Genomic DNA, 24,543 nt, shown 5'->3' with positions numbered 1-24,543 from the left:
TTCAGGTTCGCCTGCGACAGATATGCCGCTGCCTTCCTGAGGACTTCGTTCTCCTGCTCGAGGAGACGGTTACGGCGGCGCAGCTCTCGCATCTCGGCGGCCTCGTCTGCCGTCTGACCGGGACGCTTGCCTTCCTCGACATCTGCTTGGCGGAGCCAGTTCTGCAGCGTCGCCTCGCTGACTCCGAAGTCAGTGGCGATCTGCTTGATGGTGACGCCGCTCTCACGGCGGCGGGCGACCGCGACGACGTCTTCGCGGAACTCTCTCGGATAGGGACCGGGCATGATGACATCCTTCCCGCCAGCGCCTCCCGGCACTAACGATCAGTTGTCACCGATCCGTTCCTCACGCCCTTTTCTGAGGCTTCTGCTTGGCAGGTCGGGCCATGGGGTCGAGTCTTCTCTTCTCAGCGCCGCGCTCACGCGCAGATTCGGATCATGCAGCATGCCCCACGATATCGGCGTGGCCCGACAAACGAAGGCGCCAAGCCCAAACGATAGAGCGCACCCGCTGCTGACGGAGGCGCACTGAATGGCGAAACTCGGCTGCGGTTGTTCGTACGTGCCGCCCTCGCAGCGCTCCTGTAGGCAGGGTCCCGCAACGATCACCAAATCGTGGAGCCGGCCCCGTAACCCGAGGTGACACATCGGGGAAGGTGCATCGACAGCTGGCAGTTGCCAATTGGGCCTCGAGGACCAGGGGTGGACCAGTTAGAGGAGCTCGCCCTCGTGTAGGTTCCCAGTCGAGATGGCAGAGTATGCCGCGGAATCCGTAGCAATTGGCGGTGGTCTCAAGGGCGGGATTCCCCGTGGAATGGCGGATTCCTATTCCACCGCTTGCGGGGCGATGCAGGCCCGGACTACTCACCACCGGCGTCGGCAGCAGGTTGGCGCTCGTCGACGACGACTACCGTGGGTTCTTCCATGCGGGTTCGGCCAGTAGATGCACGACTTGCCCGCTGTCGCGTTGCTGGTGCCACTCCTTCGCACGCGGGAAGTGCTCGTGCCATCCCGAGATCAAGTCTGCGACCGCGCCAAAGAGCGGCCTCTTGCGCAGAGCCTCGGCGCTGCCCGCCGCAAACGCATCCTTGCTCTCTGACTCAAGGACCAGCATGCCGATCTTGTCGTCAGTCGCAGTATCTACCCGCACCGCCACGATGCTCCGTGAAAGCATCGTGAGTCCGCGCGCTTCCTCGGCAGTGAAACCACCAGAGCTCACCAGCTCTGCTTCCCATTCGTCTCGGGTTTCAACGTCGAAGTTGCTCCGCGCGCTCTGCCGTTCCCAGGCCTGACCGATCACACCCTTCTCGAGCGGATACGTCTGCCTCCCGCGACGCTCAAACATTGGGTTGGTGGAACGACGCGAGAGGAGAACGAATCGATCATGCTCGACCGAATACGCAGAGACTCTGCAAGACGGGTTGGCGCTGGAGCGATCCTTGAGGAGATGCATAAGCAGTGAGTCGAGCGCGGCCTGCAACGCCGCCCGAGCCTCACTCACGTCTTCCTCAGCGAGCGCCTTCTCCTTAGCGAGTTCGGAGTAGCGTGGCCGGAGCCAACTGAAATAGCCCCAGACCCACACCGCAAGCATCACCAACGCGCCAATCAGAAGCCATAGCGCAGGAAACGACCAAAGCGAGTCGGGATCTTCCACCGTCCAGAGTGTGAACAGGACCGACGAAGCGACGCCAAGCGCGGGATTCGCTAGGTTGCGGAGCTCGACCAGGAACCAATGCGTCTTGGCTTCGCCTGGCGTGATCGCCGGGCGGTGATCGTCCCCCATCGCACTACGCGCCGACTAGAAGGGTGCTGGTCCTCTTTCCGCGCGCGGTGTCGCCCGCACGTGCTCCGCGTAGGTCCTCAAGCGCTGCCTGCAGAAGGTCGTTGGCAGTGTCTTCAACATACTCCGGGTCCATTCCAACGAACCGCAGACCGACCTGTACGGTCGCACCGACCGGACGAACGAAGTACTCGCGGACAGTAGCAATGCCCTGTGCGTCGATCTCGGAGCGGAGAGTCGCGTCCAACTGCTCCGCGATCCCGGCAGCAGTGTCGACATCGACGTCTGCGAACCGCACGGTTGTAGTCAGATCGATGACGCCGGTCTCAGCCCTCGTAGCTGTCATGTCCTCATCTTATGGTTAGCCGCCCACATTGCTCCGCGAATCCTCGGGATGGCTCCGACACCCTGCCGGTACACCGCCGCGTGCGATTGACGGCGGAACGACGAGCCGCACAGGTTAGCTGTCCGGAACGACGGCGTTGAGCCGCTGCGCGCGTCGGACGAGATAGTCGCCCGCATTGAGGTCGATCTGACGGCCCCACGCCTCTGGATCGCCGAAGTAGATGTAACTATCAGGAACAGCTTGAACTTCGAATGGGACCGTCCATTGGTTGAGCGGATGGCGGGAGAACAGGACGAGGTCCCTGCCGCCGAACATCACGCTCACATCGTCGACCTCCGAGGCGATGTCTCCCGTGACGTACCGGTACCCGAGGCCCATGTCAGCAGCCACCTGGTCCACGGACTCCGCGAACGGCAGAAAGGCGTGCTGACCGACAAACGTGAACCCGACCACGCAGTCGACTCCATCAACAACAAGGCGGCCACACACAAGCCGCGCATCGCCTCCGGGTCGTCGCCCGTCAAGCCAAGCGTGAGCGGCAGTGAGGTCGCTCGGCTCCTCGGGATGCAGGAGGGCGATCACACCGGGTTGGCTCGGGAGCGGGAATCCTACCCATTCTCCTGTCTCCTCACGGGCAACGATGTCGGGGGCAACTCGAGCGAAGAAATGCAGGACGCGGATCATGGTGGATGTGACCTCACGCCCACGAAGTTCGGATTCGAACTGTGCTTTGAGGATCTGGGTGCTCTTGTACAACCGCTGGTGCGCCGCCGCGGGGATCTCGGCCCAGGATGCGTACACCCGCAGTCCGTGCAGCCCACCGATCAAAGTGTTCGGTTGGTCAGGCGCGACAGGATGCAGGACGTGCTGCGTCACATTCCGCGCGTACCGGAACGCGTCAACGAGATCGGCGTCTTTGTCACGTGGGGAGTCGAACAACGCGGCGTAATGAGCCGCATCAGCGACCTGCTGGAGCCAGTCGTTGAGCACCTGGACCGCTCCCACGAACAGGCGCGCCCGGGTCGCGAGCGCGTCGAGGTCGCCGGTTCGGGCGGTCTCGTTGTAGTAATCACGCGCTGTGATCTGTGCGTCTCTCATCGCGGCGCGGAGTGAAACCGTCTCGTCAGGACTCAGGGTCAACGGAATCGGCATCGCTCACCCTCCGCGCAATTCGTCGTTGGGCGTGCTTCCGACATGTCTACTCGGCCTCTCCGGGGCCGACTACTGGGATCTTCACGTAGTGGACGGTGAACGCCGAGCCGATGAGGCGGAACTCTTGGCGGTTGCGGCCGAAGTCGAACGGGTTGTCGCTCGACCGCTGCCAGATGTCGAGACCCTTGCCGAGATCGATGCGCCAGCCGTGGTTGGTCTCGATTCGGCGGTCGTGGATCGTGTCGTCGAGCCGCACGGCGAGGCGCGCGCCCGCTGCGTCGGACGCATCCTTGATGTCTTTGAGCATCAACAGCTGCCGCTGCTTGAACTCAGCTTTCGGTTCCTCTGTGGTGACGAGGACAACATCGATCTCGTCGGCGTCGTCTTTGGCGGCGGCGAGGAGGCTGAGCAGGTCGGCGAGGTTGCGTCCCTGGTGGGGCATGCGGATGTAGGGGTCCGTGATCGTGATCTTTGATGCGCCGCGAAGGTGTGGCAGGAGCAGGGTCTCGTAGGAAACTCCTCTCTGGCCGGCCGTGAAGTCCAAATGCCCCTCGGCCAGTACTGAGGCTGCGGGCTCCGCGGCCACGTTCGGCGCAGCCGCCGACGAAGCCGTTGATGCCACGGCGGCCGGGGCAGGCTCGGTTGCCGTGGGTGTGGCTTCACCTGACCCGCCGTCGCCGTCGTGCGTTGCGTCCCAGGCCCGCCGGTATAGCTGCGGGTACTGGCTCTCTTCGAGGGTGGCGACGTCGTGCCATACGCCTGCCTTGTCGGCGTAGCGGAATTGGACCGGCGTGTCGCGCATCGTGGCGTCGATCCTCAGGATCGAGTCCTTGACGCGCTTGCGCCCCTCGATGGCGAACTCGAGCAGCGCACGAGCCTCGTCCTCCGTGGCCTCCCCGGTGGGGTGCACGAGCTTCATCAGCCCGGAGAAGGTCTTGCGGATGCCGTCCTGGTCGCGCGTCGAGATCGAGTTGTCGAGAGTGAAATAGTCCTTGTACTTGTCCGAGAAGTCCTCCGACCGCTTCGCACGCAGGATCTCGGCGAGGTAGTCGACGACGAAGCCGTACCCCGCGGAGAACATCTCCGAGCGGATCGGTGCGACCTCCCAGCCGGGGATGTAGTGGTGGATGCGGTCGAGCCAGGCCGGGTCGCGGTAGGCGTCGGGCAGCTCGTCGAATAGGTCGGAGTTCTTGAGCATATAGGGCACGGTGTGGGTGGTGTTGCCGATGAAGGCCATCGAGGCCTCGGCGCCGTAGATGCTCGTGCCGCGCGAGAAGGACTTGTTCGCGAGGTAGTTCTTCATCACGTTGACGAGGTTCTGGTCGGTGCGCCGGTTGGCGGCGAACTCGTCGAACGCGACGCAGTCCCAGTAGCCGACCAGCCCGATACGGCCGCTCGCGTTGTTGACGAACAGCTTGGCGACCGTGACCTCCCCACCGGAGATGAGGATGCCGTTCGGGGAGAACTCGCTGAACGTGTGCGACTTGCCGGTGCCCTTCGGCCCCAGTTCGACGACGTTGTAGTTGCGCTCGACGAACGGGATGAGGCGGGTCAGGGCGATGAGTTTGCCGCGTTCGTTGTACTGTTCGGGGTTGAGGCCGATCGACTGCATGAGCAGGTCGATCCACTCCTCGGTCGTGAACGCCTTGCGGGCCTCGTAGTAGTGATCGATGTCGACGCCGGCGACCTGGATGGGCTTGAGCTTGTCGAGGATCCACGGCACGACGCGCTGGTCGTCGGAGTGGAAGTACTCGATGTCGCAGATGCACCACACGCCGCCGACAAGGAGCTTGGGGTTCTGCTTGACCGTGACGTCGTCGATGATGACGCCCTTGATCTGGAGGTTCTCGAACTCTGCCTCGTGGACGTCGTTCTTCTCGTTGAGTGTGACCGTGACCTTGTCGATGACTCGGTGGCGACCCTTGCGGCGGATCTCCGACTTCACGAGCATGTGCTCGTTGCGGTTGACGTAGTGAGTTGCGAGGATCTGTCGCACGCTGTCGATGCCGGCCTGGATGGTCGCCTCGTCGTCGGATGCCGCATACTGGCCCAGCAGGTACTCCAGGACGTACGACGGCACCACAGCGTTGCCGCGGACCGCCTTGACGAGGTCCTTTCGGACGACGGCACCGGCGAAGTGCTCGTTGATCTTGTCGTCGAGCGCGGACTTCGCCGGGGCGCCGTCGGTCGCCTCAGCTGCGAGCACGTCGATCTCGTCGAGTGCGTCTTCGAGGTTCGTCATGGCTCTCCTAGAAGTCGAAGTCCGTCGTGAACGACCGCTTGATGGTGTAGTTCCCCTTCGAGAACGCCTTCCACTGCGTCGTGTTCGGGATCGGCTCTTCGAGCCGCAGCTCGACGGGCCGGTTGTTGAACTGGTCGGCGTCCTCGGTCAGGTACAACACAGCCCTCTGGTAGCGGTCACGCTGATCGTCTGATGCGCTGTCGAAGGTGAGGACGGGCTGGTCGGAGATCAGCGTGTCGCCGACGTAGAGGCCGAGGCGGACCTGGCGCGGTTGGATCTTGTCGGTGACGGCCTCACGCTGGAGCAGCTTGACCGCGAGCTGCCCCGTGGTGATCTTGTCGGTCTCGGGCATGAGGTCCACGTTCACCGGGCGGACGTCGCTCCTGCGCTTCTTGTTGACCGTGATCACTGGGACGACGATCTCCTGGAGAGATGCGCCGCCGTGGACGTAGCGGGTGCCGGCACCGGGCTGCGGGATGCGGTGGATCGACTTGGGAATCTGGATGTCGACGTCTCCCGCGAGCCCGGCCTGGGCCGAGGTGAACGTCATGAAGGACGGGGAGGGCTTCAGCGAACGTCCGAGTACGTAGCGGCGGTTGGTCTTGGTTACCGCGTCGCCCTGGGGCTTCTCTGAGAGGTAGTACGCCTGCTCGAGCGGGATGTCCTGGTAGAGGAACCCGTGGTCGGCGGTGATGAGGATGTTCGTCGCGTTCGCGTTGGTCCACTTCTTCACCAGGAGCACTAGCTCACGAAGGGTCTCTTCGGCGGCCTCGAAAACGGTCCGCTCGGTTGAGGCCTTGTCGCCCGCCGCGTCGATGCGGTCGTGGTAGACGTAGAAGATCTGGTGCTTCGTGTACAGCTCGCGAAGCTCGTTACCCGGCATAGCCAGCACCTCGGCGGCGGTGATGGCATGCCCCTTGACCGCTTGCAGGACCTTGTCGCGGTTCGCGGTGCCGTTCGTCGGTTTCCCGTCCGCGAGCACCGGCAGGCCCTCGGGGCCGAGTTCCAGGCTCGACTGCGGCAGCAGCGCCGCCATGCCGAGCTGGGTGTAGCTCGGCATCGAGCCGAGCACGGCCGAAAGGGACGCGTCGAACCGGTCCTCGCTGCGGATCATCGACGCGAGTTCGTCGGCGATCTCGTACCGCATGCCATCGGAGATGATCACGACCACCTTGGTGCGCCCGTCCTTGACGACAGGTGCAACGTGACGGTCGAAGAACTTCGCCTGCGGCGAGAGCGCGGCGGACTTCCATTCGCTCATGGGCTCAAGAGCCTGCTGCCAGAGCCCACTGAAGTCGTAGAGGTACTTGTTGGCGTACTGCTTGTCGACCTCAGCCTTGAGCGCTTCGAGCGGCTTCTGGAAATCCGCCGTCTGGTGCGCGTAGGTGAACCAGCGGTAGAGCTGGTCGATGCGGAACCAGTCGGACTGATACTTCTCCAACCCCACGGCGGGTGAAGCGATGGCGTGCGGCAGGCTGGCGATCGCGGCGAGCAGCTCTGAGGCGCTCTGAATGGCCTGGTAGAGCTTCGCGTACTTCGCCTTCCAGAGGCTTTCCTGGCGCTGCCGCACGATGTCGGCAACCTCGCGCGGGGTCACCGACCGGGTAGCGACAGCGGCAGCGAGGTCGACGATCACCTTGCGGTCGATCTCCTCGAAGATCGTGATCCTGGCGAGCTCGCGGTAGTCGCGATGCTCGATTTTGGACTTCACGTCGAGTGCCTCAGCTGCCCGGGATGCGAGCGTCGTCATCGTGTCCTGACTGCGGACGTCGTAGCGGAGGGCGTTGAAGTCGCTGCGGATGTTGCGGAACTCGTCGGGGGTGGTCGACGCGAAGTCTTCGATGGCTCGGCTGAACATCCACAAGACAAAGTCGTCGATCGTTGGCGCCGTGCTCGGATACTTGTAGATGCTCGCGAGCCCGTCCCAGAAGAACTGATCGAGACCGAAGGTGACGAGTTCGTCGAACTTGGTGCTCTTGCCGTCAGCGTTCTCGAGGAGCAGCTCGCGCACGATGTCGGTCAGCTTGTTGCCCGATGCCTTGACGAGCACCTGGCACATCTTGGCGCGAAGGCGGGCCGCATCGTCTCCGTCGTTCAGGAGCTTCTCCAGCGCCTGCTTGCGACTGCTCGCGGCGAAGAACCTCTGATGCCGCTCTATGACCGACAGCAGAGCCGGGTCGTTGAGACCAAGCTCCCGTTGGAGCATGGACGTCTTGTCGGCCGTGAAGATTCCGTAGGCGAGCTCGAGATCGAGCAGCCAGTTCGCCGTCCCGCGAGGGATGTCGCCGGAGCGGTAGACGAGGTGCTTGCTGACGTGATCGGCGAGGATGGTGTTCTTTACGCCGAACTCGTTGTCCTCGACACGGAGGACGTTGACGGGCCCGAGATCGAGCGCATCGAGGTCAGCGGCATACTCGCCCGCGGGATCGTGCCAGAACACGACCCGCTTCGAGGCGAGTCGGGTCTGGAGGGCGTCCTCGACGGACGTCAGATCAGTCACTCGCCGCCTCCAATCCTGGGATTTTCTTGAGTGCCGCGCCGAACTTCGGGTAGTTCGCCTTCACGCCGTCGTCGAGGTCGATCACGACGTTCTCGGACGCCTTCGGGAAGAGCGTGTCGTGCTCGTACTCGTTCAACTCGACGAGGATCTTACGAAGTCGATCTGCTTCCTTCGCGTTCCCCACGCGCTCGGCCTGGTGGAGCGCGGACTCCAGCTTGGTCACATACTCACGCAGGTAGGTCAGCACCGTCGAGACCATCGAGGGTGTGTAGCGATGCATGTAGATCAGGGCGTTGAAGGAGCCCTTGGGGCTGGAGAACATCCAATAGATCGGACGCTTCTTGTACCGCTGGACGTGATCCTTGTAGAACGACTTCACGAAGTAGTCACGCAGGTGCTTTACGCCGAGCGACTCGGTGACGAACTGCAAGTTCTCCTCGAAGTGTTGTTCCCCGAACGCCGCATGCAGGAACTGGCGGAACCGCTCGACGATGTCGTCCTCGAACCAATCGCCGTCCACGATGGGGATGACGTTGTCGGCGTCCGGCGTGAACGTCGGATTTGGCACCTTGGTCAGGTAATCCTGGAATGTGGCACCCTGGTCAGCCAGGATCAGCCCCGGTTCGTCGAGGCTGTACCGACCGAACAGGCAGCCGACCGCGTACGACACCAGGCTTTCCATCGCGTCGCCGCGCATTGCCTGCGCGTACCCGGCATCACTTACATCCGCCAGCTCCACGTCTGGCAACACTGACAAGGTGAGGTCGCGCTGGGCGACGGATGTGTCAAGCTCGGCTCCTACGCCATAGATGTCCGCGGCGATGCGATTGATGTCCTCCTCCAAGGTCATGGCTTCACGAACCGTAGAGCGCCAGGCTGTAGCCACACTTTCGAGGCGCTCGCGAAGCGAAAGACCTACTCCGGTTCGGAGCAACTCCGGCGCTTGGAACTCCCAAGACAGTTCACTGCGCCTAGCGTCGACCATATGAATTTCGATCAGGCGTTCAGCCAAGGCCGCGAGACGCCCATCGAACACCGCCGGCGCCAGCGGGAACTTCGAGACCGGACCGGGATCGAAATTCACGGTGGGCGACAGGCGATTGACCGCTCGATTCATCACGACGGAGTTCAACACGGCGATGACGCCGAGGAGTTCATCGTCAGCGCCGAAGATGCCTCCGCCTCCGCTGCCGAACAAGAACCCGGTGGGATATGCGCGAATCGAGAAGTCGGTCGACGTGACCATCGTCCAACCCAGGGATCGGCGAAAGAAATAGGCGGGGTTCCTAATAGTGGCGTTCCCTCGTGCCCCAACCCCCACGCGCGACCGGATACCAGCGCCACCACCCTTCCAATCGATAACAACCTCTTGATTCCCGTACCACCGACGGCGCTCGCCGCCCTTATTCATGGGAAACCAGCGCGCTGCGCTGGCCGCCGCATCAACTTCGCTCTCGTAGCCCAGTCCAATATCGGCGCGCGCAACCTCGAACCATAGACGGAGGAACCTCGCGTTGTCGCCAGTGTCTAGGCCCTTCTTAACGGCAACCCTGTCGCCGAGCGGCCCAAAGGAGAAGACATGTCGCATGGCATCCGAAAGCCAGTAGGCGATAGGGAAACCGGGTACCTGACGCAAGGCAGCACGCGAGACCGAGTGCACCTCGCCATGTCGAACCAACTCGCGGAACCGTTCCGCCTGGATCGCCTCACCCGCTACTTTCGTGAGTTGCACAAACGTGCCGGTGAGGTCACTTCCAACCGCCAGGACGAAGGCAGTCGTCGACACCACTTCACCCGCGATGCTGTCGAATGCGCCCGACCCGAGATGCGCCATCGTGGCCACGGAACCGGCACTAAGGAGCGATTCACGCAACTTCTCGTACGATCCGAGGAACATCCAGGACTGCATCGTGATCATGCCAACGAGTCCCTTCGCCCCGACCAAACATCTAGATCGGTCGATGAACATCGCGAACGAATCGGACTTGGACTGGGGATATGCCGACTTTGCAAAGTCAGCCAGACGGGGACCCATGTTGCCTGCCCCCATATATGGCGGGTTCGCAACGACCACCGAGTACCCCGGCAGCAGGATCTCTGCTTGGCGGATCACCTGCTGCGCCCAGTCGAGAGCGTCGGCGCGGAGGATGTCTCCCTCGTCGTCGAGGGTCGCGACGTGATGGGCGAGCCGCGCGGTCAGGCCGCGGTCGGGCTGGATGAGGGAGCCGAAGGTGTCGGCGTCGGCGAACTGGTTCCAGAAGGCTTCTTCAGCCTGCTGGTCGCCGTCCTTGGTCACGAGGTAGCTCAGCTCGTCGGCGCTGAAGGAGATCGGTTCAAGCACACAGATGTTCGGGTCGACGGGGTTCTTCAGGAACAGCTTGCGTTTGGCGGCGGCCTTCATCGTCAGCGCGAAGGCGGCGAGCGCACCGGCGCGGGGGTCGATCTCGGTGCCGTAGAGATTGTTGGTGAGGATCAGGCTCGGGATCTGCGACGGCGTGAAGCCCTCCTCTTCGTAGATGGCGTAGAGGAGGTCGAAGGCGTAGGTGAGCATGTGGCCGGAGCCGCATGCGGGGTCGATTACCGTGAGTTCTTCGGGCGTCGTGATCTTGAGGAAGTCGGTCTCTTCGTCGACCGGGGCGATGTAGTAGTCCATCTGGTCGATGAGGCGCGACTCAGGATGGTTGAGCATCCACAGGCGGCCCACGGAGTTCTCGACGAGGTAGCGGACGATCCAGTGTGGGGTGAAGAGCTGGGTGGCGGCGGGGATCTCGTCGGCGCCGGCCTTCTTGTTCTTCTTGAACCCGGCGAAGACCTCGTCCTTCCGCTCGGAGATGTAGAACTGGTAGAGCCAGCCGATGACCTCGACGTCCTGGCAGACCTCCTCGGTGAGTACCTTGACGGAGCGGTTCAGGACGGAGTCTTCGGCGAGCAGGTTGGCGGGGATGAGCAACTCGGTGTAGTCGCCTTCGCGCTCGAACATGAAGGGCATGGACTTGTTCCAGTAGCGGCAGTAGTCCGTGAGGAGGAGCGCGTATGCCTCGGCTTGGGCGTCGACGCCGGGGCGCGGCTGGCGGGTGCCGTTGAGCAGCCCCGCGATGGTCGCGGCGTACGCGCCCTTGACCACGTCACCGTCGATCTGTCCGCGCTTGGCTGCAGCGAGCACCTCGGGTTGGCCGACCTGTTCGGCCGCGGGCGATACGACACCGATGCCGGTGTACCCGTTGGCGTCCATGAAACGCAGGGCGATGATGCGGTTGAACCAGGTGTACGCAACCTTGTCGGCCACGTGCGCCTTGCCCTTGTCGCCGCCGCCCGCGGCGGCGATGGTGCGTTCCAGCGCGGTCACAGCTCCCGGCTGTTCGACACGTTCGGGTGATCCCGGGGCGAGCACAGCGGTGATGCGCGCGCCTACCTCGCGGATGAGTTCGATGCGTGCTGACGTGGCGAAGGACTTGAGCGGTGCGGTGTCCATCAGAGCGTGATTCGCTTTCCGTCATTGAGGGTCGCGACGAGCGCGGCGCGGTACTTGGCGAGGTATGTGTCGACGTCGGCCTGGGACTCCAGGACGCCCGACGCGTCAGGGACGCTGATCGATTTGACTGACACCATCGGCTTCGGCGGCGGAGCGTCGTCATCCCCACCCTGCTGCGCCTCGACGAGCCGGCTCAGCAGCTCCGGGTAGTCGTCCTGCTCGAAGGTTGCTCCGGTCTGGAGGATGAGCGCGGCCTGAGTCTCGCCGCCGAGGCGCGCGAGGATGCTGTCGATCCGCCGGATCGCGCTCTCCTGTGCGGCTGGCGTGGCGTTGGCGTAGTAGGTGCTGCCGAGGATCTCGGCCCGACGATCATCGATCGCCGCGGTCACCTCCGCACGCTTGTCGGTGACGATGTCGTCGATCTGCCCCCGCAGGGTGTCGGCCGCTGTCTTGAGCTGGTTCATCTTGTTGCCACGGAAGGCGTTGGCGTCTGCGAGCAGGGCTTTGACCGTGTCGGCGCTGCCTGTGGGGAGGTAGCCGAGGTTTCCGGCGTTGGTGTTCAGGAGGGCCTGTGTCTCGTCGAAGATCTTGGCCTGCTGGCCGTTGAGGAACGACTTGATGGGGTCGATCAGGTCTTCCTTGGCTTCGAGCAGTTCGTCGGCCTTGTTGAAGTCGGTGAGGTACCAGTCGACCTGCTTGCCGACGACCTCGTCGAGCAGGGCGACGACGCCGGCGAGCTGGCTGACGAAGGGGTACCGGCTGCTGCTGACGAGGGCGTTGAGCTCGTCGCGCCTGGCCGCGAGCTTGTCCTTGCCGAACCGGGCGAGTTCGGTGGGGTCGCTCGGTACAGCACCTTCGTCGAAGAAGTCGGTGCAGAACTTTTTGAACGCGGCGACCTTCGCATGGTCGTACGCCTTCTGGGGCGCGACGACGACGTGCGGGTGCTTGCCGGTGTTGCGGATCAGGTCTGTTACCTCGGTTCGGACGACCGGGTTGGAGTCGACGCTCAGCGCCACCTTGCCATTGCCGACGAGCCATCCCAACACGACTTCGATGGATCCGAGGTCCCACCCGTAGGGCTTGGTCTCGAAGCGGTCGACGATCTTCTTGATCGTCACCTTTTCGCCGAGGCCCGTTTGGGTGATAATCCAGGACTCCATCTCGGTGCCCGGCGAGTTGAGCGCGCTGAGCGTCGCCGCGTCGAACAGCCCCGTTTCGCTTTGGACCGCACCAGCGACTTGCTGCTCGGGGTAGACCTTGCCGCCGAGCAACCCGAGGTTCGTGTGGGTCCGGCTGACGAGCTCCTGGAACCCGTCCGACACCCGAGTCACAGCATCCTGGGAGCTGGAGGGGATCTCGGCGGCGTTGATGATCAACTGCGCCTTGCCGACAGCCTGGCGGAGGCGCTCGATGAGCTCCTTCTCGCGGTCAGCGTTGAGCACCTGCTTCGACTGGAGGATCGCCTGCATAGATGGCGTCGCCCCTGAGTTGGTGCGCTGCTTGGTGTACCTCTCTGTCTTGAGCAGCAGGCGCAGGTCCGCGAGCAGCCGCTTGTCACGACCGAGGAACACCCGCAGCTCGTCCCGGCCCATGCTCTGCGCCGCGATCTCGGAGTCGCTGTAGCTCGTCTCGGGCGTGATGAAGTGAATAGTCAACTCGCGCTGATTCCCCTGGGGTACATCGTCGAGCTTGTAGCCAAACGAGAAGTCCTGGCCGTTCTTCGCGTACTTCAGCTTGTTGGTCTTGAGGATGTCCGACGAGAGGTACCGGAAGAGCTTGCTGGAAACCTCCGCGGAGTCGACGTCGACCGCCTTGATCTCCTTCTCGATCTCCTGCTCCTCGTTGGTGAGGTACTCGTAGACGTTCCCGTTGCGCTGGACATACGACTGCGCCTCCAGCAGGTTGAGCGCCTCCTGCACCTGCTTACCCAACCCGGTGAGGTCGAGCCCGAAGCGGTCGTAGACCAGCACGGTGAGGTTGCGAGGCGTGGCCTTAAAGGTGTCGACGTACTTGACCAGGAACAGCGCCTTCAGCAGTCGGTTGGCGAGGATCGTGACCTCAGAGCCCGGGTCGGGCAGATGCCTCTCGGCCTGAAGGATGGCGCTCTGGGCGGCCGACTTCAGCGCGGCGCTGATACCCGCGAACATCTGGTCGAAGGTCGCGAGGTAGCCCACCTGTTCGGTGCCGATGCGCTTGGCGACCTCCTGGACCACGCCGAGCATCGAGCGCTCACCGACCGAGCTGTTCTTGCCCTCGAACATGTTGTGATCAGACAAGCCCTCGATCGCCGCCTGAAACAGAGGGATCTGGTACGTCACGAACGGATACGTGCTGATGAATCGACCACCATCGACGTAGTTGCGGTACGTCTTCGCGCCGTCGACGAAGTCGAAGATCGTCTTGAAGTTCGCACCCTCCTTGGCGTGGATGGTCATCAGTTCGGCAGCGCCCGCATCGTTCTTCTCCAGCAGACGCTTGCTGATGACCTCTTCGACATCCTGGCTGGTCAGCTTCACCTTGGCGCTGAACCGGGCCTGGATCTTGGAGAAGTCGTTGCCCTGCTGCCTGGTGCGGTCGCCGATGACCTTATCCATGTCCTCCTGTGAGGTGACGAAGACCCACGACTGCCCCTTGCATTTCGTGTTCAGGGACTCGGCGATCGTCTGGAGGTTGAGCATGAGCTTGACGTCGTCAGCGATGAACTGGCCGACCTCGTCGACGAAGAAGTTGAGCCGGAAGCCCGGTCCCTGCTTGTCGATCCACGCCTTGACCGAGGTGGCGAAGTCCTCGATCGACACGGCGTAGGACTTCTGGTACTGCGCAATGATCCCGGGGTTAGCCTCACCGTTGACCTCGGCGAACGCCTTGTCGATGTTGTGACCTTCCAGGGCGGTCTGCTCGCGCCCTTGCGACCAGTCGATTCCGGCGTGCCTGGCGAAGGCTGCCTTGAACGCCTCGTACTGGCCGCGCTTGTCGAGATCCTCCTCGAATCGGGCAACAGCGCCATCATTTCCGAAGTAGCCGCGGCTCTCGTCGAAGACCTTGACGAAGACCTTGAGCAGCGCGTCAGTCTGGTCCTTCGCGATCAGGGTCGCCTTCTGGTCGATGTTGAACAGCAGGCTCTTCGCCGGGATGGCCGCAGCCTTCTCCAGTGAAGCGATGAGCATCGCGTCATCGGTCTTGCTGAGGAAGGACTCGCTCACCTTCTCGCGGGCGAATGCCTGACCCTCCACGTCACCAAGCAGGTGGGCGAGCATCTTGAGCAGGTGGGACTTACCGGAGCCGAAGAATCCCGAGATCCACACGCCGTTGGCGTTCGTGTAGTTGGTGTACTCCTCCAGCAGTGGCGCCACGCCCTTCGCGGCGTCGTTGGTGAAGACGTACTCCTCGACCTCGATGCCCAGGTGGTCGACGTCGTCGGCCTTGACGACGCCCTCGATCGAGCGGGTGACGTCTTTGAGGAAGATCTCGTTGAGTTTCATCGGGTCATGCTTCCTGGTCGAGAATGCGCTTGGCGCGGTAGAAGGAGTCGTCTTTGAGTTGGCCAAACAGCACCAGTGCCGAGCCCTGCGTGGTCGACACCTCGTACCGTCCTGGGAAGAACATCAGCATCGGCTTGTGGGAGACGACCGTTTGAAGGTTGTTCAGCACCGTGTGCGAACGCACGAAAGGGAACACCTCGCCGATTCCGGTGAGGAAGAGGATCTGGAACGACTCGTCCGTGATGCGTTCCTTGATCGCCGGAGCCAGGTGCATCTGTGGGTCGAGCATGTTCTGAAGCATTTTTAGGAAGTCGGGCTTGTCCATCGTCGGCTCGGCGGTGAGGATGCGCTCCCACACGTTGCGCTCCTTGAGCAGCTCGACGCACAGGTCGTAGAGGTTGATCTCGAGGACCTTGATTCCCCGCTCGGTGTCGAGCTTGGTCTTGATGCGCTTCTTGGCCTGGGTGATATCGAGCGCCCAAGTTGGGTCGTAGTCGTAGATGAAGTGGGCGACCTCGTTGCCGAGACCCTCCATCTTCAGGAAGCGTTCGCTGCTGAGTACCCTGAACAGGTGCTCCTCTTGCTGAGCCAGTGTGGGCTTGGAGTTCAGGGGCATTAGGCCACCCTCGTCGGGAAGAAGCGGATGTCGCTCGGCGTGCGCTGGGTGAGGAGTTCGGCGACGCGGGCGGAGAGAAGCACGGGCTCGATAGTGCGCTGCGTGGTCAACAGCCCTGCCTGGACCATCATTTTGAACAGCACCTCTCGGAGCTTCTTGTATGTAGCGGCCGAGACGGCGTCGAGTTCGTCGTGCCACATGGCCTTGGTGCGGTAGAAGGAGTCGTAGTCCTCATAGGAGACGGTGCCCGCCAAGGTGAGAAAGCGCTCACGGAGTACCTCCTCGGCGAACTCGCCGATGAGGTCGTAGCGACGACACGCGGCTGCCCACATAAGGTGGCCGCCCTCAGAAGCGGTGATCTCGGTGAGGCTCTCAACCTCACGGTCGGAGAGTGCCGACATCCTCTTGACCGTCTCGCGCACGAGGCGTACGCCGGTTCTGTAGGTGCGCGCTTGCAGGAGGTTTCCTTCGACCGCAAGGTCACGCACCTTCACCCAGTCATGATGCTCGACATAGACCGGCGCCAAGAATGCGGCCTCGCGCTCCAGGAGGCCGCCGGTTGTGAACGACAGCGCGTAGCGCGGCGCGGCAGTCGAGTTGCGGCTGCTCACAGGACACCCCCTCTGGAAAATGGCAAGTTGATCAGCATACGTCGACCCTCCGACATCGCCGAGCAACCGTCACGTGTCGCCCTCGTCGTCCCGTGGCTCGGGGCTGCCCCGCCGCTGCGCACCCACTCATCGATCTCGCTGACCTGGAACTTCCAGAGCCGGCCGACGCGGTGGGCGGGCATCTTCTTCTCGGAGATCCAGTCGTAGACGGTGTCCTTCGTAATGCCCAGGTGGGCGGCAATCTCCTCAGCAGACAGCCAGGGCTCAGCCACGTCGATAGACCTCCGGATGGAGTGCGCGAAGTGCGCACATAGTCACCCTATCGGCGGTGAAACCCGTCGGATTTCCGCGACGCACCGAGCAACTCGGCGAGAACCGGTTTCACCCCCAGTTTCTGACTCGGGGGACGTCAGAGCCAATCAGATGCGGTACCGCAGCGGCAACGTCCACCGAGTTCGATCCCTGGGCCAGCCTCGTTGCGCCGCTGAGGGCTGCCGCTCGTTGTCGCTCGAGGATTCTCCGAGGCGATGCCGCCCTGCTATCACGGTTGGCGCGGATCCCCCGAGACGTGCGCTTCGTGTTCGAGGGCAGACATGACTCGCATGACCTCGCGAAGGAACGCCGACGGGTCGCCTCCACCGTAGATCTCCACGAGGCGGTCCAGCTCGGCCTTGTCTTCAGGCTCGATATCGATCTCGACGATCTCCGTAGGCATGCTGAACTCCTCTCGCGCGAATGCGTACGGCGTGACCGCTACCGTCGCGCATGATCCCATTGCGGGGAACACGAACGAGCAGAATCCGGGCACCAGCAAGCCACGCGACTGCCGCCTCGCCGCTCAAGTTGTCGGCCTGTCGAGTAGCTCGGCATCCCGGACGTCGGCCACGAACTGCGCAGCCCGACGGACCTGCCGCATCGTGATGCCGGTGTACTCGTCGGGGCGGATCACGAGGACCGCGGGGCTGAGCCCGGCTCGCTCCAGCGTGCGCATCAATGTGCTGCGGACCGCCATGTCGTCGAACCAGACGACTGCTCGGGCGCCGGATCTCTCCACCGCGTGCGTGACGGCTCTGGCACGCCATCCCGGCGCCCAATCATCATCGCCGTGCAAGTGTCGGCCGTCGAGCCGCCCACCCAGTCGCCTTTCGATCAGCGATTGCACCATGCCGGGACTCCAGCTCGTGACCCAGCCGACCTGCACATCCGGGGAGGTCGTGAGTTCGTGGAGCGCGGCGACCACCGGCTTCGCGACCGGCGTCGCCCACATCGGCTCACCAGACCCGTCTCGAGGCGGGAGCGGGCTGATCGTGCCATAGCTCCTCACCCACGACCTGAACTCGATGGACTCGGGTAGCGCGATTCCGTCAACGAGTCGAGATGCGTTCTACCGTCTGCCCGTTTCTGTTCCAACGATTGCGGAGCAGCGTGCGATCGCTGCGACGCTCGGCGCGCTCGACAACAAGATCGAGTCGAACCGGCGCGCTGTCGAGACGGCGCAAGAACTTCTGCGCGCGTTGTTCGAGTGCTGGTTCGTTGAGTATCAGCCTTGGGGCGGGGAAGCTCCCGCTTCGTGGCGTGTCGGCACGCTTCAGGAAGTTGTGAAGCTCGTCAAGAAGCCGACGAGAGCTGGCGCTCGGCCTGACCTCCCTTACGTTCCTATCGACTCCCTTCCCATGGGAACTCTTGGCCTGCACGAGTCGCGGCCCAGCGAACAGGCGAAGAGTAGCCTCTCGTTGTTCACGAAGAATGACATCCTTTTCGGCGCGATGCGCGTGTACTTTCATCGCGTCTCTCTCGCTCCATACGAAGGAATCACTCGAAACACCACGTTCGTGCTGCGCCCGAACTCACCGGAGTACCTCGCGTTCGCGCTTCTGCTGCTCGATCGCGACAGCACGATCGATTACGCGAGTGCCACTTCGAAGGGGTCCACGATGCCATACGCTGTCTGGGATGGGGCCCTCGCGGACATGCAAGCGACAATCCCGGACCTGGCAACCGCCGCTGCGTTCAACGATCATGTCGAGCCGCTTCTGACGCTCGTTCGCGACGGCTACAACGAATCCCGCCGCCTCGCTGCGCTCCGTGACGCGCTGCGCCCGGAGCTGCTCTCCGGGCGTGTCCGCGTGCCGGTCGAGGAGGGCGTGTGAGCGGCGGGATAGTTTGTCGTGTATCCATGTGCACAGGTAAATACTCGGTGTCCGCGTAACGGAGGGGTCCGGATGTCGCTGATGAACGAGGCGGTGCTCGAGGAGAGCGCGCTCGGCTGGTTTTCTGAGCTCGGGTTCCACACCCTCAACGCCGCCCACATCGCTCCGGGCGAGCCCGCCGCGGAACGAGTCTCGTTCCGGGAGACGGTGCTCGAGGGGCGCCTACGTGATGCGATCGCGCGGATCAATCCGGACGCGTCGGCCGAGATGGTCGACAGCGCGGTGAAGGAGGTTACGTCACCAAGTGCGCAGAGCCTGATCGACGAGAACCTTTGTAACCATCGGATCCTTGCCGACGGTGTCGGAGCTGAGTATCGCGACGCGGGCGGCGCTGTACGTACGCGCCTCATGCGAGTGATCGACTTTGAGCAGCCCGACAATAATGACTGGCTCGCGGCGAACCAGTTCACGATCGTCGAGAACAAGAACCGGTGGCCCGACCTGCTGGTGTTCGTGAACGGGCTGCCGCTGGCGCTGTTCGAGCTGAAGAACCCGATCGTTGAGAACGCGACGTTGCAGTCGGCGTGGAATCAGATCCAGACGTATCGGTCGGACATCCCGTCGGTGTTCCGCACGAACGTCGTCACGGTCATTTCGGACGGGATCGCCGCGGCGATGAGCAGCTTCACCGGAGCGTTCGAGCATTACGCGCCGTGGAAGTCGATCGATTCGCCGACGCCAGTGGATGGACTCGAGCTCGAGGTGCTGATTAAGGGCGTCTTCGAAAAAAAGCGGTTCCTGGACCTCGTACGGAACTTCGTCGTGTTTAGCAGCGAAACGATCAACGATGCGAAGACAGGGCAGGCCAAGCGCATCCTGGTCAAACGTGTGGCGAAGTATCACCAGTTCTGGGCCGTGAACGCTGCTGTCGAGTCGACCGTCCGCGCGTCGAGCCCGGACGGGGATCGTCGCGGTGGTGTCGTGTGGCATACGCAGGGGTCGGGTAAGAGCTTCGAGATGGTGTTCTACGCCGCGAAGATCATGCAGGACGCGCGGATGATGAACCCGACGCTCGTGTTCATCACCGACCGCAACGACCTGGACGATCAGCTGTTCACCGACACGTTCGCGCCGGCACACATCCTCCCCGAGATCCCTGTGCAAGCCGATTCCCGCGCCGACCTGCGGAAGCTCCTCACGCGCGCATCCGGCGGCATCGTGTTCACCACTCTGCACAAGTTCGCGCTCGGCGACGCTGGGGACACGAACCCGGTACTCACCGAGCGTCGCAATGTCGTCGTCATCGCCGACGAAGCGCACCGATCCCAGTACGGGCTGAAGAACCGCGTCGATGCACAGGGCCGCGTGAAGCCGGGCCTGGCGAAGAGCATGCGCGACGCCCTGCCCGGGGCGACGTCCCTCGGGTTCACGGGCACTCCGATCGATGTCGCCGACAAGTCCACACGCGCCGTGTTCGGTGACTACATCGACGTCTATGACCTCACCCGCGCCGTGCAGGACGGCGCGACGGTGAAAATCTACTACGAGGCTCGCGTCGCCCCGCTCGATATCTCTAGGGACGACCGTTCCGCGCTCGATGATCTCGTCGAGGAGATCATCGACGGCGTTGACGAGAACACCGGCAATGATGCGAAGTCGAAGTGGTCCCACATGGAGGCGATCGTCGGCGCCGAACCACGACTGGAGCGGATCGCGGACGATATCGACGAGCAATGGACGAGGCGGAAGACTGCCGCGTTCGGGAAGGCGATGATCGTCACAATGAGCCGCCGTATCGCGGTGCGACTGTATGACAAGCTCGTCGCTAAGCACTCCGACTGGCACGACCCGGACCCGAAGAAGGGGAAGATCAAGGTCATCATCACCGGGTCTGCCGCGAGCGAGCCGTGGGCGCAGCCGCACATCTACTCAAAAAAGGTGCGGCAGGAGCTGCAGGCCCGGGCGAAGGACCCGGTCGATCCGCTCGAGATCGTGATCGTGTGCGACATGTGGCTGACTGGGTTCGATGCGCCCGTAATGCACACAATGTACGTCGACAAATCAATGCGCGGCGCCGGCCTCATGCAGGCCATCGCGCGCGTGAATCGCCGGTTCCGCGACAAGGACGGTGGCCTCATCGTCGACTACATCGGTCTCTTGTCGAACCTCGAAGACGCCCTTGCGGTCTACTCTCCGTCCGACCGTGAGCAGGCGGGCGTCCCGATCGATGATGTGATCAACGTGATGCTCGAGAAGCACGACGTCATCCGTTCCCTCCTTCACAAGCACGAGTATGACTCCTCGCCGGATCTCACTGGCCCGGCACAGCTGCAGCAAATTGCGGGGATGGCGAACTTCGTGCTCGCCGACGATGACCGGGCGAAGCGGTTCCTTGACCAGGTACTCGCGCTCGTGAAGGCTCACGCGCTCGCTGGCGCGGATGACCGCGCACGCGCGATCGCGGACGATGTGCGCCTGTTCACCTCGGCACGGGTCGCGGTGTTGAAACTGCAGAACCCCGACTCGGGGCGCAGTGGGCAAGGTGGTCAGGATCTGGATACGTCGTTCACGCAGCTGATGAACGCCGCTGTCGCCGCTGACAAGGTCGTCGACATCTACGCGCGTGCGGGCATGAACTCGCAGGAACTGTCGCTGCTGTCGGACGAGTTCCTCGAGTCGCTGAAGCACACCGACCAGCCGAATCTGCAGGAGGCGCTGTTGAGGCGTCTGATGAACAATGAGATCCGATCGTTGCGCCGGTCGAACATCGTGCAGGCGAAGCGGTTCTCCGAGATGCTCGACGAAGCCCTCACCAAGTACACCAACCGCACCCTCTCGACTGCCGAGATCATCGCCGAGCTCGTGAAGATGGCAAAGGAAATGAAGGGCAAAACCAACCTCGCGAAGCGCGCTGAAGAGCTCGGTCTCCGTGTCGATGAGGTCGCGTTCTACGACGCGGTCGCAGAGAACGAGTCTGCGGTCCTCGAACTCGGCGACGAGACTCTGAAGAAGATTGTCCGCGAGCTAGTGACGAAGATCCGCAACTCGGTAACGATCGACTGGCGCAACAAGCAGTCCGTGCAGGCGCAGATGCGCTCGCAAATCAAGCGCATCCTGGCCCGCTACAAATACCCGCCGGACGCCCGAGACGAGGCAATCGAGCTCGTGATCGAACAGGCCGCGCTGCTCGCCGACGAAGTGGTGGCGGCATGAGCGTGCCCGTGCCGCGAGGCGAGCTTCCCTCGCATGACGTAGCGTTCCTCGACAGCGTCCGTCGCTGGGCCGAATATCGCGAACGAGAAGGGCACCAACCAACGAACCGTGACGCAAGTGACAAACCGGCGACGGCTCTCTACGCGTTCATGTCTAGGCAGCGGCTCCTGCACCAGCGGGGCGAGCTTTCTGACAGCCGCGTAGGAACGCTTGACGAATTTGCGCCCGGCTGGGAGGAGCGCCCTCTTGCGCGGTTCACGCCGAAGGCCGATCATGCTAAACGCGCGCAGGAGTTCGCCGCATTCGTCGAAGAGCACGGACGGTTCCCGCAGACACTCAGTGCTGACCCCGCGGAACGCTCTCTTCACGCTTGGCTCGCCAACACGCGCACAACAACCCAGAACGGAACTATCCACGCAGGAGTTGTCGCCATTGTCCACGCCCACCTCCCCGGTATCCTGTACCGTCGACGTGAACTATCAACCGGACGCAACGGGGCCGTGCCCTGGGAGAAACGCCTCGAGCAGCTCGCACGCTTCCTCTCCGACAACGCCGGACGATTCCCTACGCAGGGCACGGGACCGGGGGGGCTCATGCAGTGGGTGCGGTACCAGCGTTCGCGAGCTGAGGCAGGTCTCCTCGAGCTTGACCGGAGAGCAGCGCTCGACCGTGAGGCGCCGCACTGGGACGAGGACGATACTGGGCGACGTATCGCGGTGATCGGCCGCCGCCGCGAGAAGACAGGGGCGTTTCCCCGCTTGTCCGCAGAAGGCGTCGAGCGGTCCGACGCGCTGTGGATGCAACGTGCGCTCGATAATGACAACTCGGCGATCGCTCGTCGTCTTGATGAGGAATTGCCTGGCTGGCGCGATGCGAATCTCCGTGACTCTGATCCCCGCTTCGCGAGGTTTTGCGCTCGGGCCGATCGCATCGGTGAGTTCCGGTTGCTTTACGGCCACAACCCACGCGCCGAAGGGAAGGCAACCGAAGACGAGAGCCGGCTCGGGTACTGGCTCACACGGCAACGTCACCGATTGCGTGCGGGCGAGCTTGATACTGACCGCGTGTACTACCTCGATCTTCACGCTCCTGGGTGGGTTGACGCGCAGAACGTGACGGAGCCCGTCAAGAGCCTGCTGGCTACCAGCATCGAGACGCTCGCGAGCTTCTTCGCGACCGAACAGCGACTCCCCACGGGTAAAGGCACGGCTCCGCGCGAAGGTGCTGCATACAGCTCGCTCGAACATCTGCGTTCTTTGTCAGAAGGGTGGCGGCTGACAAGTGAAGACACCGATTCGATCAACCGGATCGCACCCGGTTGGAACGTTGACCCCATCGAGGACGTCGGTGTCAACGTTAGTTTGCTGCCTGAGAGCACGATTGACGCGATTTTCCTCCCCTTCGATGAGCTGGAAGAGGAGTGACGAATCCCTACCGCAGGCGTCGCGGCGGTAAGGCGCGGATCCGCGAGTGCGAGCGCGTCCGTGGCGGTTGGATATGCGTGCAATCCGGATCCCTACGACCACGGTCAGCGCCGGAAATATCTCATCGAGCGACGCCTGAGCGGGCCGTGCGTGGGTCGAGCACGTGACGCGTGTGCTCCGGTTACTTTTCAAATCACGCGACGACCGACGACTTCTGCTGCCGTCGCCGGGCGGCTGGAAACACTCGCCGCTACAACGAGACATCGAACGTCGCCAAGTCGCTGAGTTCGAAGCTGCGCACGTACGATCGTGACGTGCCATCGAAGGAGTTCGAGGCGCTCACGCGCGCCCACCGACCGTGGTCACGCATGCTCTGGGCCATGGTCGCGGTCGTCGGGTTGATCGCGATCGGTATCGGACTCGTTGAAGTGCGGGAGCCCGGCACGGTCGATCATCTTCTCGGACAGAGCTCCGAGCAGACGGCAGCGGTGACCGGCTTCGAGGAAGTGCCCTGGTGCGGCCGTAATCATCGTGATCGCTACACGATCGCCTGGGAGCAGGACGGCTTGGCCCGCACGGGCCAGATCCGCGTATGCGGCGAACCGTGGACGATCGGTGACCAGGTCAGGATCTGGGCCACCAGCGCCGGTGAGCCTTCCACGAGTTCGCCGCTCGCAATGCGAGTGGCCAGCGGGTCGCTCGTCATCGGGCTGGTCCTCGCCACCACCATGTTCTGGCGCAGTCGCCGCCGCGTGCGTCGCGCCGCGGCCGCGGTTCTCGACAGCACATGGCAGCCGCGCACGTTCTCGACGACAGGGCGGCCAGGCGAGCCGAACTTCCGATTTCTCTCCCCGGATCCGCCGCGCAATCGCAGCCGCGATTGGCAGAGAATCATCTTCAGGGCGGATAGCGACGTCCGGACGGATGCGAACGTGCCGGGCACGCTGTTCATCGACGAGGTGAGGGGCGGGCGCCTCCGCGGGCTGTCACTTCATACGACCGACGACGGCGCCCGTGTGTGGCGCTGGCACGGCTGACGCGCCCGACGTCGGGCGCGTCAGCCGTTGCGGGCACGCAGCCGCCTCGTCGTGCGGCAATCGCGCGATACTCCACTCCCCACGATCACAACGCCCCGAGCACGCGCTCCGAATCGGCGTCGAGAGCGAGCGTCTTTAGCACTTCGAGAAGTTGGCGCTCCTCGTAGCGGAAGTGGCTCTCCATGATCGCGGTGATGCCCTCCAAGTGCAGGGAGAGGTCCTTGGGGTCAGTGGAGTCCCGCATAGTGGTGTAACGCGCGGTGGCCTGCCTCGTCTCTGACGTAGACGCGGTCACCGTGTGATCCTTCGAGGAAACCTCCTACAGCCTCTCGAACGGAAGACACACGATGACCGCTCCTCACATTGTCGACTCTGCCACCGTCCTGCGTGAAGCGCTCGGCGACGCGTCACCCGATCTGATGCGGCAGCTGCTGCAGACGATCATCAATTCGCTCCTGTCTGCCGAAGCCGACGCGGTCGCAGGAGCCGAGTACGGACAGCCCTCTCCTGACCGGGCCA

At 63.2% G+C, this 24,543-nt stretch carries 20 protein-coding genes; 6 read left to right on the top strand and 14 right to left on the bottom strand.

Going from position 1 to position 24,543, the window contains the following annotated elements:
- From G510_RS18720 to G510_RS0111800, 4 genes are all read right to left on the bottom strand, one after another.
- Positions 1–284 (bottom strand): transposase (locus tag G510_RS18720; RefSeq protein WP_029153791.1); only part of this gene is annotated, 284 nt, incomplete at its 3' end.
- Between the two features lie 622 nt (positions 285–906).
- Positions 907–1,782 carry a hypothetical protein gene (locus G510_RS0111810; protein WP_029153790.1) on the bottom strand — a complete coding sequence of 292 codons (876 nt, stop codon included), beginning with the start codon at positions 1,780–1,782 and terminating at the stop codon, positions 907–909.
- Between the two features lie 4 nt (positions 1,783–1,786).
- Complete coding sequence (locus tag G510_RS0111805; RefSeq protein ID WP_029153789.1) at positions 1,787–2,125, bottom strand: hypothetical protein; 339 nt, start codon at positions 2,123–2,125, stop codon at positions 1,787–1,789.
- Between the two features lie 114 nt (positions 2,126–2,239).
- Entirely contained in the window at positions 2,240–3,001 is a 762-nt protein-coding gene (locus G510_RS0111800) for a hypothetical protein (RefSeq protein WP_211219190.1), read from the bottom strand.
- Here G510_RS0111800 and G510_RS18715 point away from each other — a divergent pair.
- Positions 2,981–3,238 (top strand): hypothetical protein, encoded by a 258-nt coding sequence (locus G510_RS18715; RefSeq protein ID WP_211219189.1) that lies wholly within the window; start codon positions 2,981–2,983, stop codon positions 3,236–3,238. The two genes, G510_RS0111800 and G510_RS18715, sit on opposite strands and share 21 nt — an antisense overlap.
- An 85-nt stretch (positions 3,239–3,323) precedes the next feature.
- Here G510_RS18715 and brxL read toward each other — a convergent pair whose 3' ends face one another.
- From brxL to G510_RS0111755, 9 genes are all read right to left on the bottom strand, one after another.
- Complete coding sequence (brxL, locus tag G510_RS0111795; RefSeq protein WP_029153787.1) at positions 3,324–5,519, bottom strand: BREX system Lon protease-like protein BrxL; 2,196 nt, start codon at positions 5,517–5,519, stop codon at positions 3,324–3,326.
- 7 nt (positions 5,520–5,526) lie between these two features.
- The gene (pglZ, locus tag G510_RS0111790) at positions 5,527–8,019 is read right to left on the bottom strand and encodes a BREX-1 system phosphatase PglZ type A (protein WP_029153786.1); all 2,493 of its coding nucleotides are present in this window, start codon (positions 8,017–8,019) and stop codon (positions 5,527–5,529) included.
- Entirely contained in the window at positions 8,012–11,491 is a 3,480-nt protein-coding gene (gene pglX, locus G510_RS0111785; protein WP_029153785.1) for a BREX-1 system adenine-specific DNA-methyltransferase PglX, read from the bottom strand. Before pglX ends, pglZ begins: the two co-directional genes overlap by 8 nt.
- Positions 11,491–14,973, bottom strand: coding sequence for a BREX system P-loop protein BrxC (gene brxC / locus G510_RS0111780; RefSeq protein ID WP_029153784.1), 3,483 nt, complete (start codon positions 14,971–14,973; stop codon positions 11,491–11,493). The genes pglX and brxC overlap by 1 nt, the downstream gene beginning before the upstream one ends.
- 4 nt (positions 14,974–14,977) lie before the next feature.
- Positions 14,978–15,589 carry a DUF1788 domain-containing protein gene (locus tag G510_RS0111775; RefSeq protein ID WP_029153783.1) on the bottom strand — a complete coding sequence of 204 codons (612 nt, stop codon included), beginning with the start codon at positions 15,587–15,589 and terminating at the stop codon, positions 14,978–14,980.
- On the bottom strand, positions 15,589–16,200 hold the full coding sequence (locus G510_RS0111770; RefSeq protein ID WP_029153782.1) for a DUF1819 family protein: 612 nt from the start codon (positions 16,198–16,200) through the stop codon (positions 15,589–15,591). Before G510_RS0111770 ends, G510_RS0111775 begins: the two co-directional genes overlap by 1 nt.
- Complete coding sequence (locus G510_RS19120; protein WP_425411296.1) at positions 16,197–16,472, bottom strand: helix-turn-helix domain-containing protein; 276 nt, start codon at positions 16,470–16,472, stop codon at positions 16,197–16,199. The genes G510_RS0111770 and G510_RS19120 overlap by 4 nt, the downstream gene beginning before the upstream one ends.
- 269 nt (positions 16,473–16,741) lie before the next feature.
- Positions 16,742–16,915 (bottom strand): hypothetical protein, encoded by a 174-nt coding sequence (locus G510_RS0111760; protein WP_157560585.1) that lies wholly within the window; start codon positions 16,913–16,915, stop codon positions 16,742–16,744.
- A 123-nt stretch (positions 16,916–17,038) separates the two neighbouring features.
- Complete coding sequence (locus tag G510_RS0111755; RefSeq protein WP_029153780.1) at positions 17,039–17,467, bottom strand: hypothetical protein; 429 nt, start codon at positions 17,465–17,467, stop codon at positions 17,039–17,041.
- 406 nt (positions 17,468–17,873) lie between these two features.
- Here G510_RS0111755 and G510_RS0111750 point away from each other — a divergent pair, with 406 nt between their 5' ends.
- The 4 genes from G510_RS0111750 (at position 17,874) to G510_RS17640 (ending at position 24,024) form a co-directional block, all read left to right on the top strand.
- Complete coding sequence (locus tag G510_RS0111750; protein WP_211219188.1) at positions 17,874–18,350, top strand: restriction endonuclease subunit S; 477 nt, start codon at positions 17,874–17,876, stop codon at positions 18,348–18,350.
- 72 nt (positions 18,351–18,422) lie between these two features.
- A complete protein-coding gene (locus G510_RS0111745; RefSeq protein WP_029153778.1) occupies positions 18,423–21,563 on the top strand; it encodes a type I restriction endonuclease subunit R in 3,141 nt (1,046 codons plus the stop codon).
- The gene (locus G510_RS18325; RefSeq protein ID WP_157560583.1) at positions 21,560–22,987 is read left to right on the top strand and encodes a helicase associated domain-containing protein; all 1,428 of its coding nucleotides are present in this window, start codon (positions 21,560–21,562) and stop codon (positions 22,985–22,987) included. The genes G510_RS0111745 and G510_RS18325 overlap by 4 nt, the downstream gene beginning before the upstream one ends.
- A gap of 170 nt (positions 22,988–23,157) precedes the next feature.
- Positions 23,158–24,024, top strand: coding sequence for a hypothetical protein (locus G510_RS17640; protein WP_051216719.1), 867 nt, complete (start codon positions 23,158–23,160; stop codon positions 24,022–24,024).
- A gap of 85 nt (positions 24,025–24,109) precedes the next feature.
- Here G510_RS17640 and G510_RS0111720 read toward each other — a convergent pair whose 3' ends face one another.
- A complete protein-coding gene (locus G510_RS0111720) occupies positions 24,110–24,319 on the bottom strand; it encodes a hypothetical protein (RefSeq protein ID WP_029153775.1) in 210 nt (69 codons plus the stop codon).
- Positions 24,320–24,371: 52 nt separating this feature from the next.
- On the opposite strand from G510_RS0111720, the gene G510_RS18320 reads away from it, so the two are divergent.
- The coding region (locus tag G510_RS18320; protein WP_245563337.1) for a transposase at positions 24,372–24,543 on the top strand (172 nt) is incomplete at its 3' end.

Source organism: Microbacterium gubbeenense DSM 15944, from assembly GCF_000422745.1.
In the GTDB taxonomy this organism is placed as follows: domain Bacteria; phylum Actinomycetota; class Actinomycetes; order Actinomycetales; family Microbacteriaceae; genus Microbacterium; species Microbacterium gubbeenense.
The sequence above is the reverse complement of the archived record's forward strand: the minus strand, read 5'-3'. Positions and strand labels throughout refer to the sequence as shown.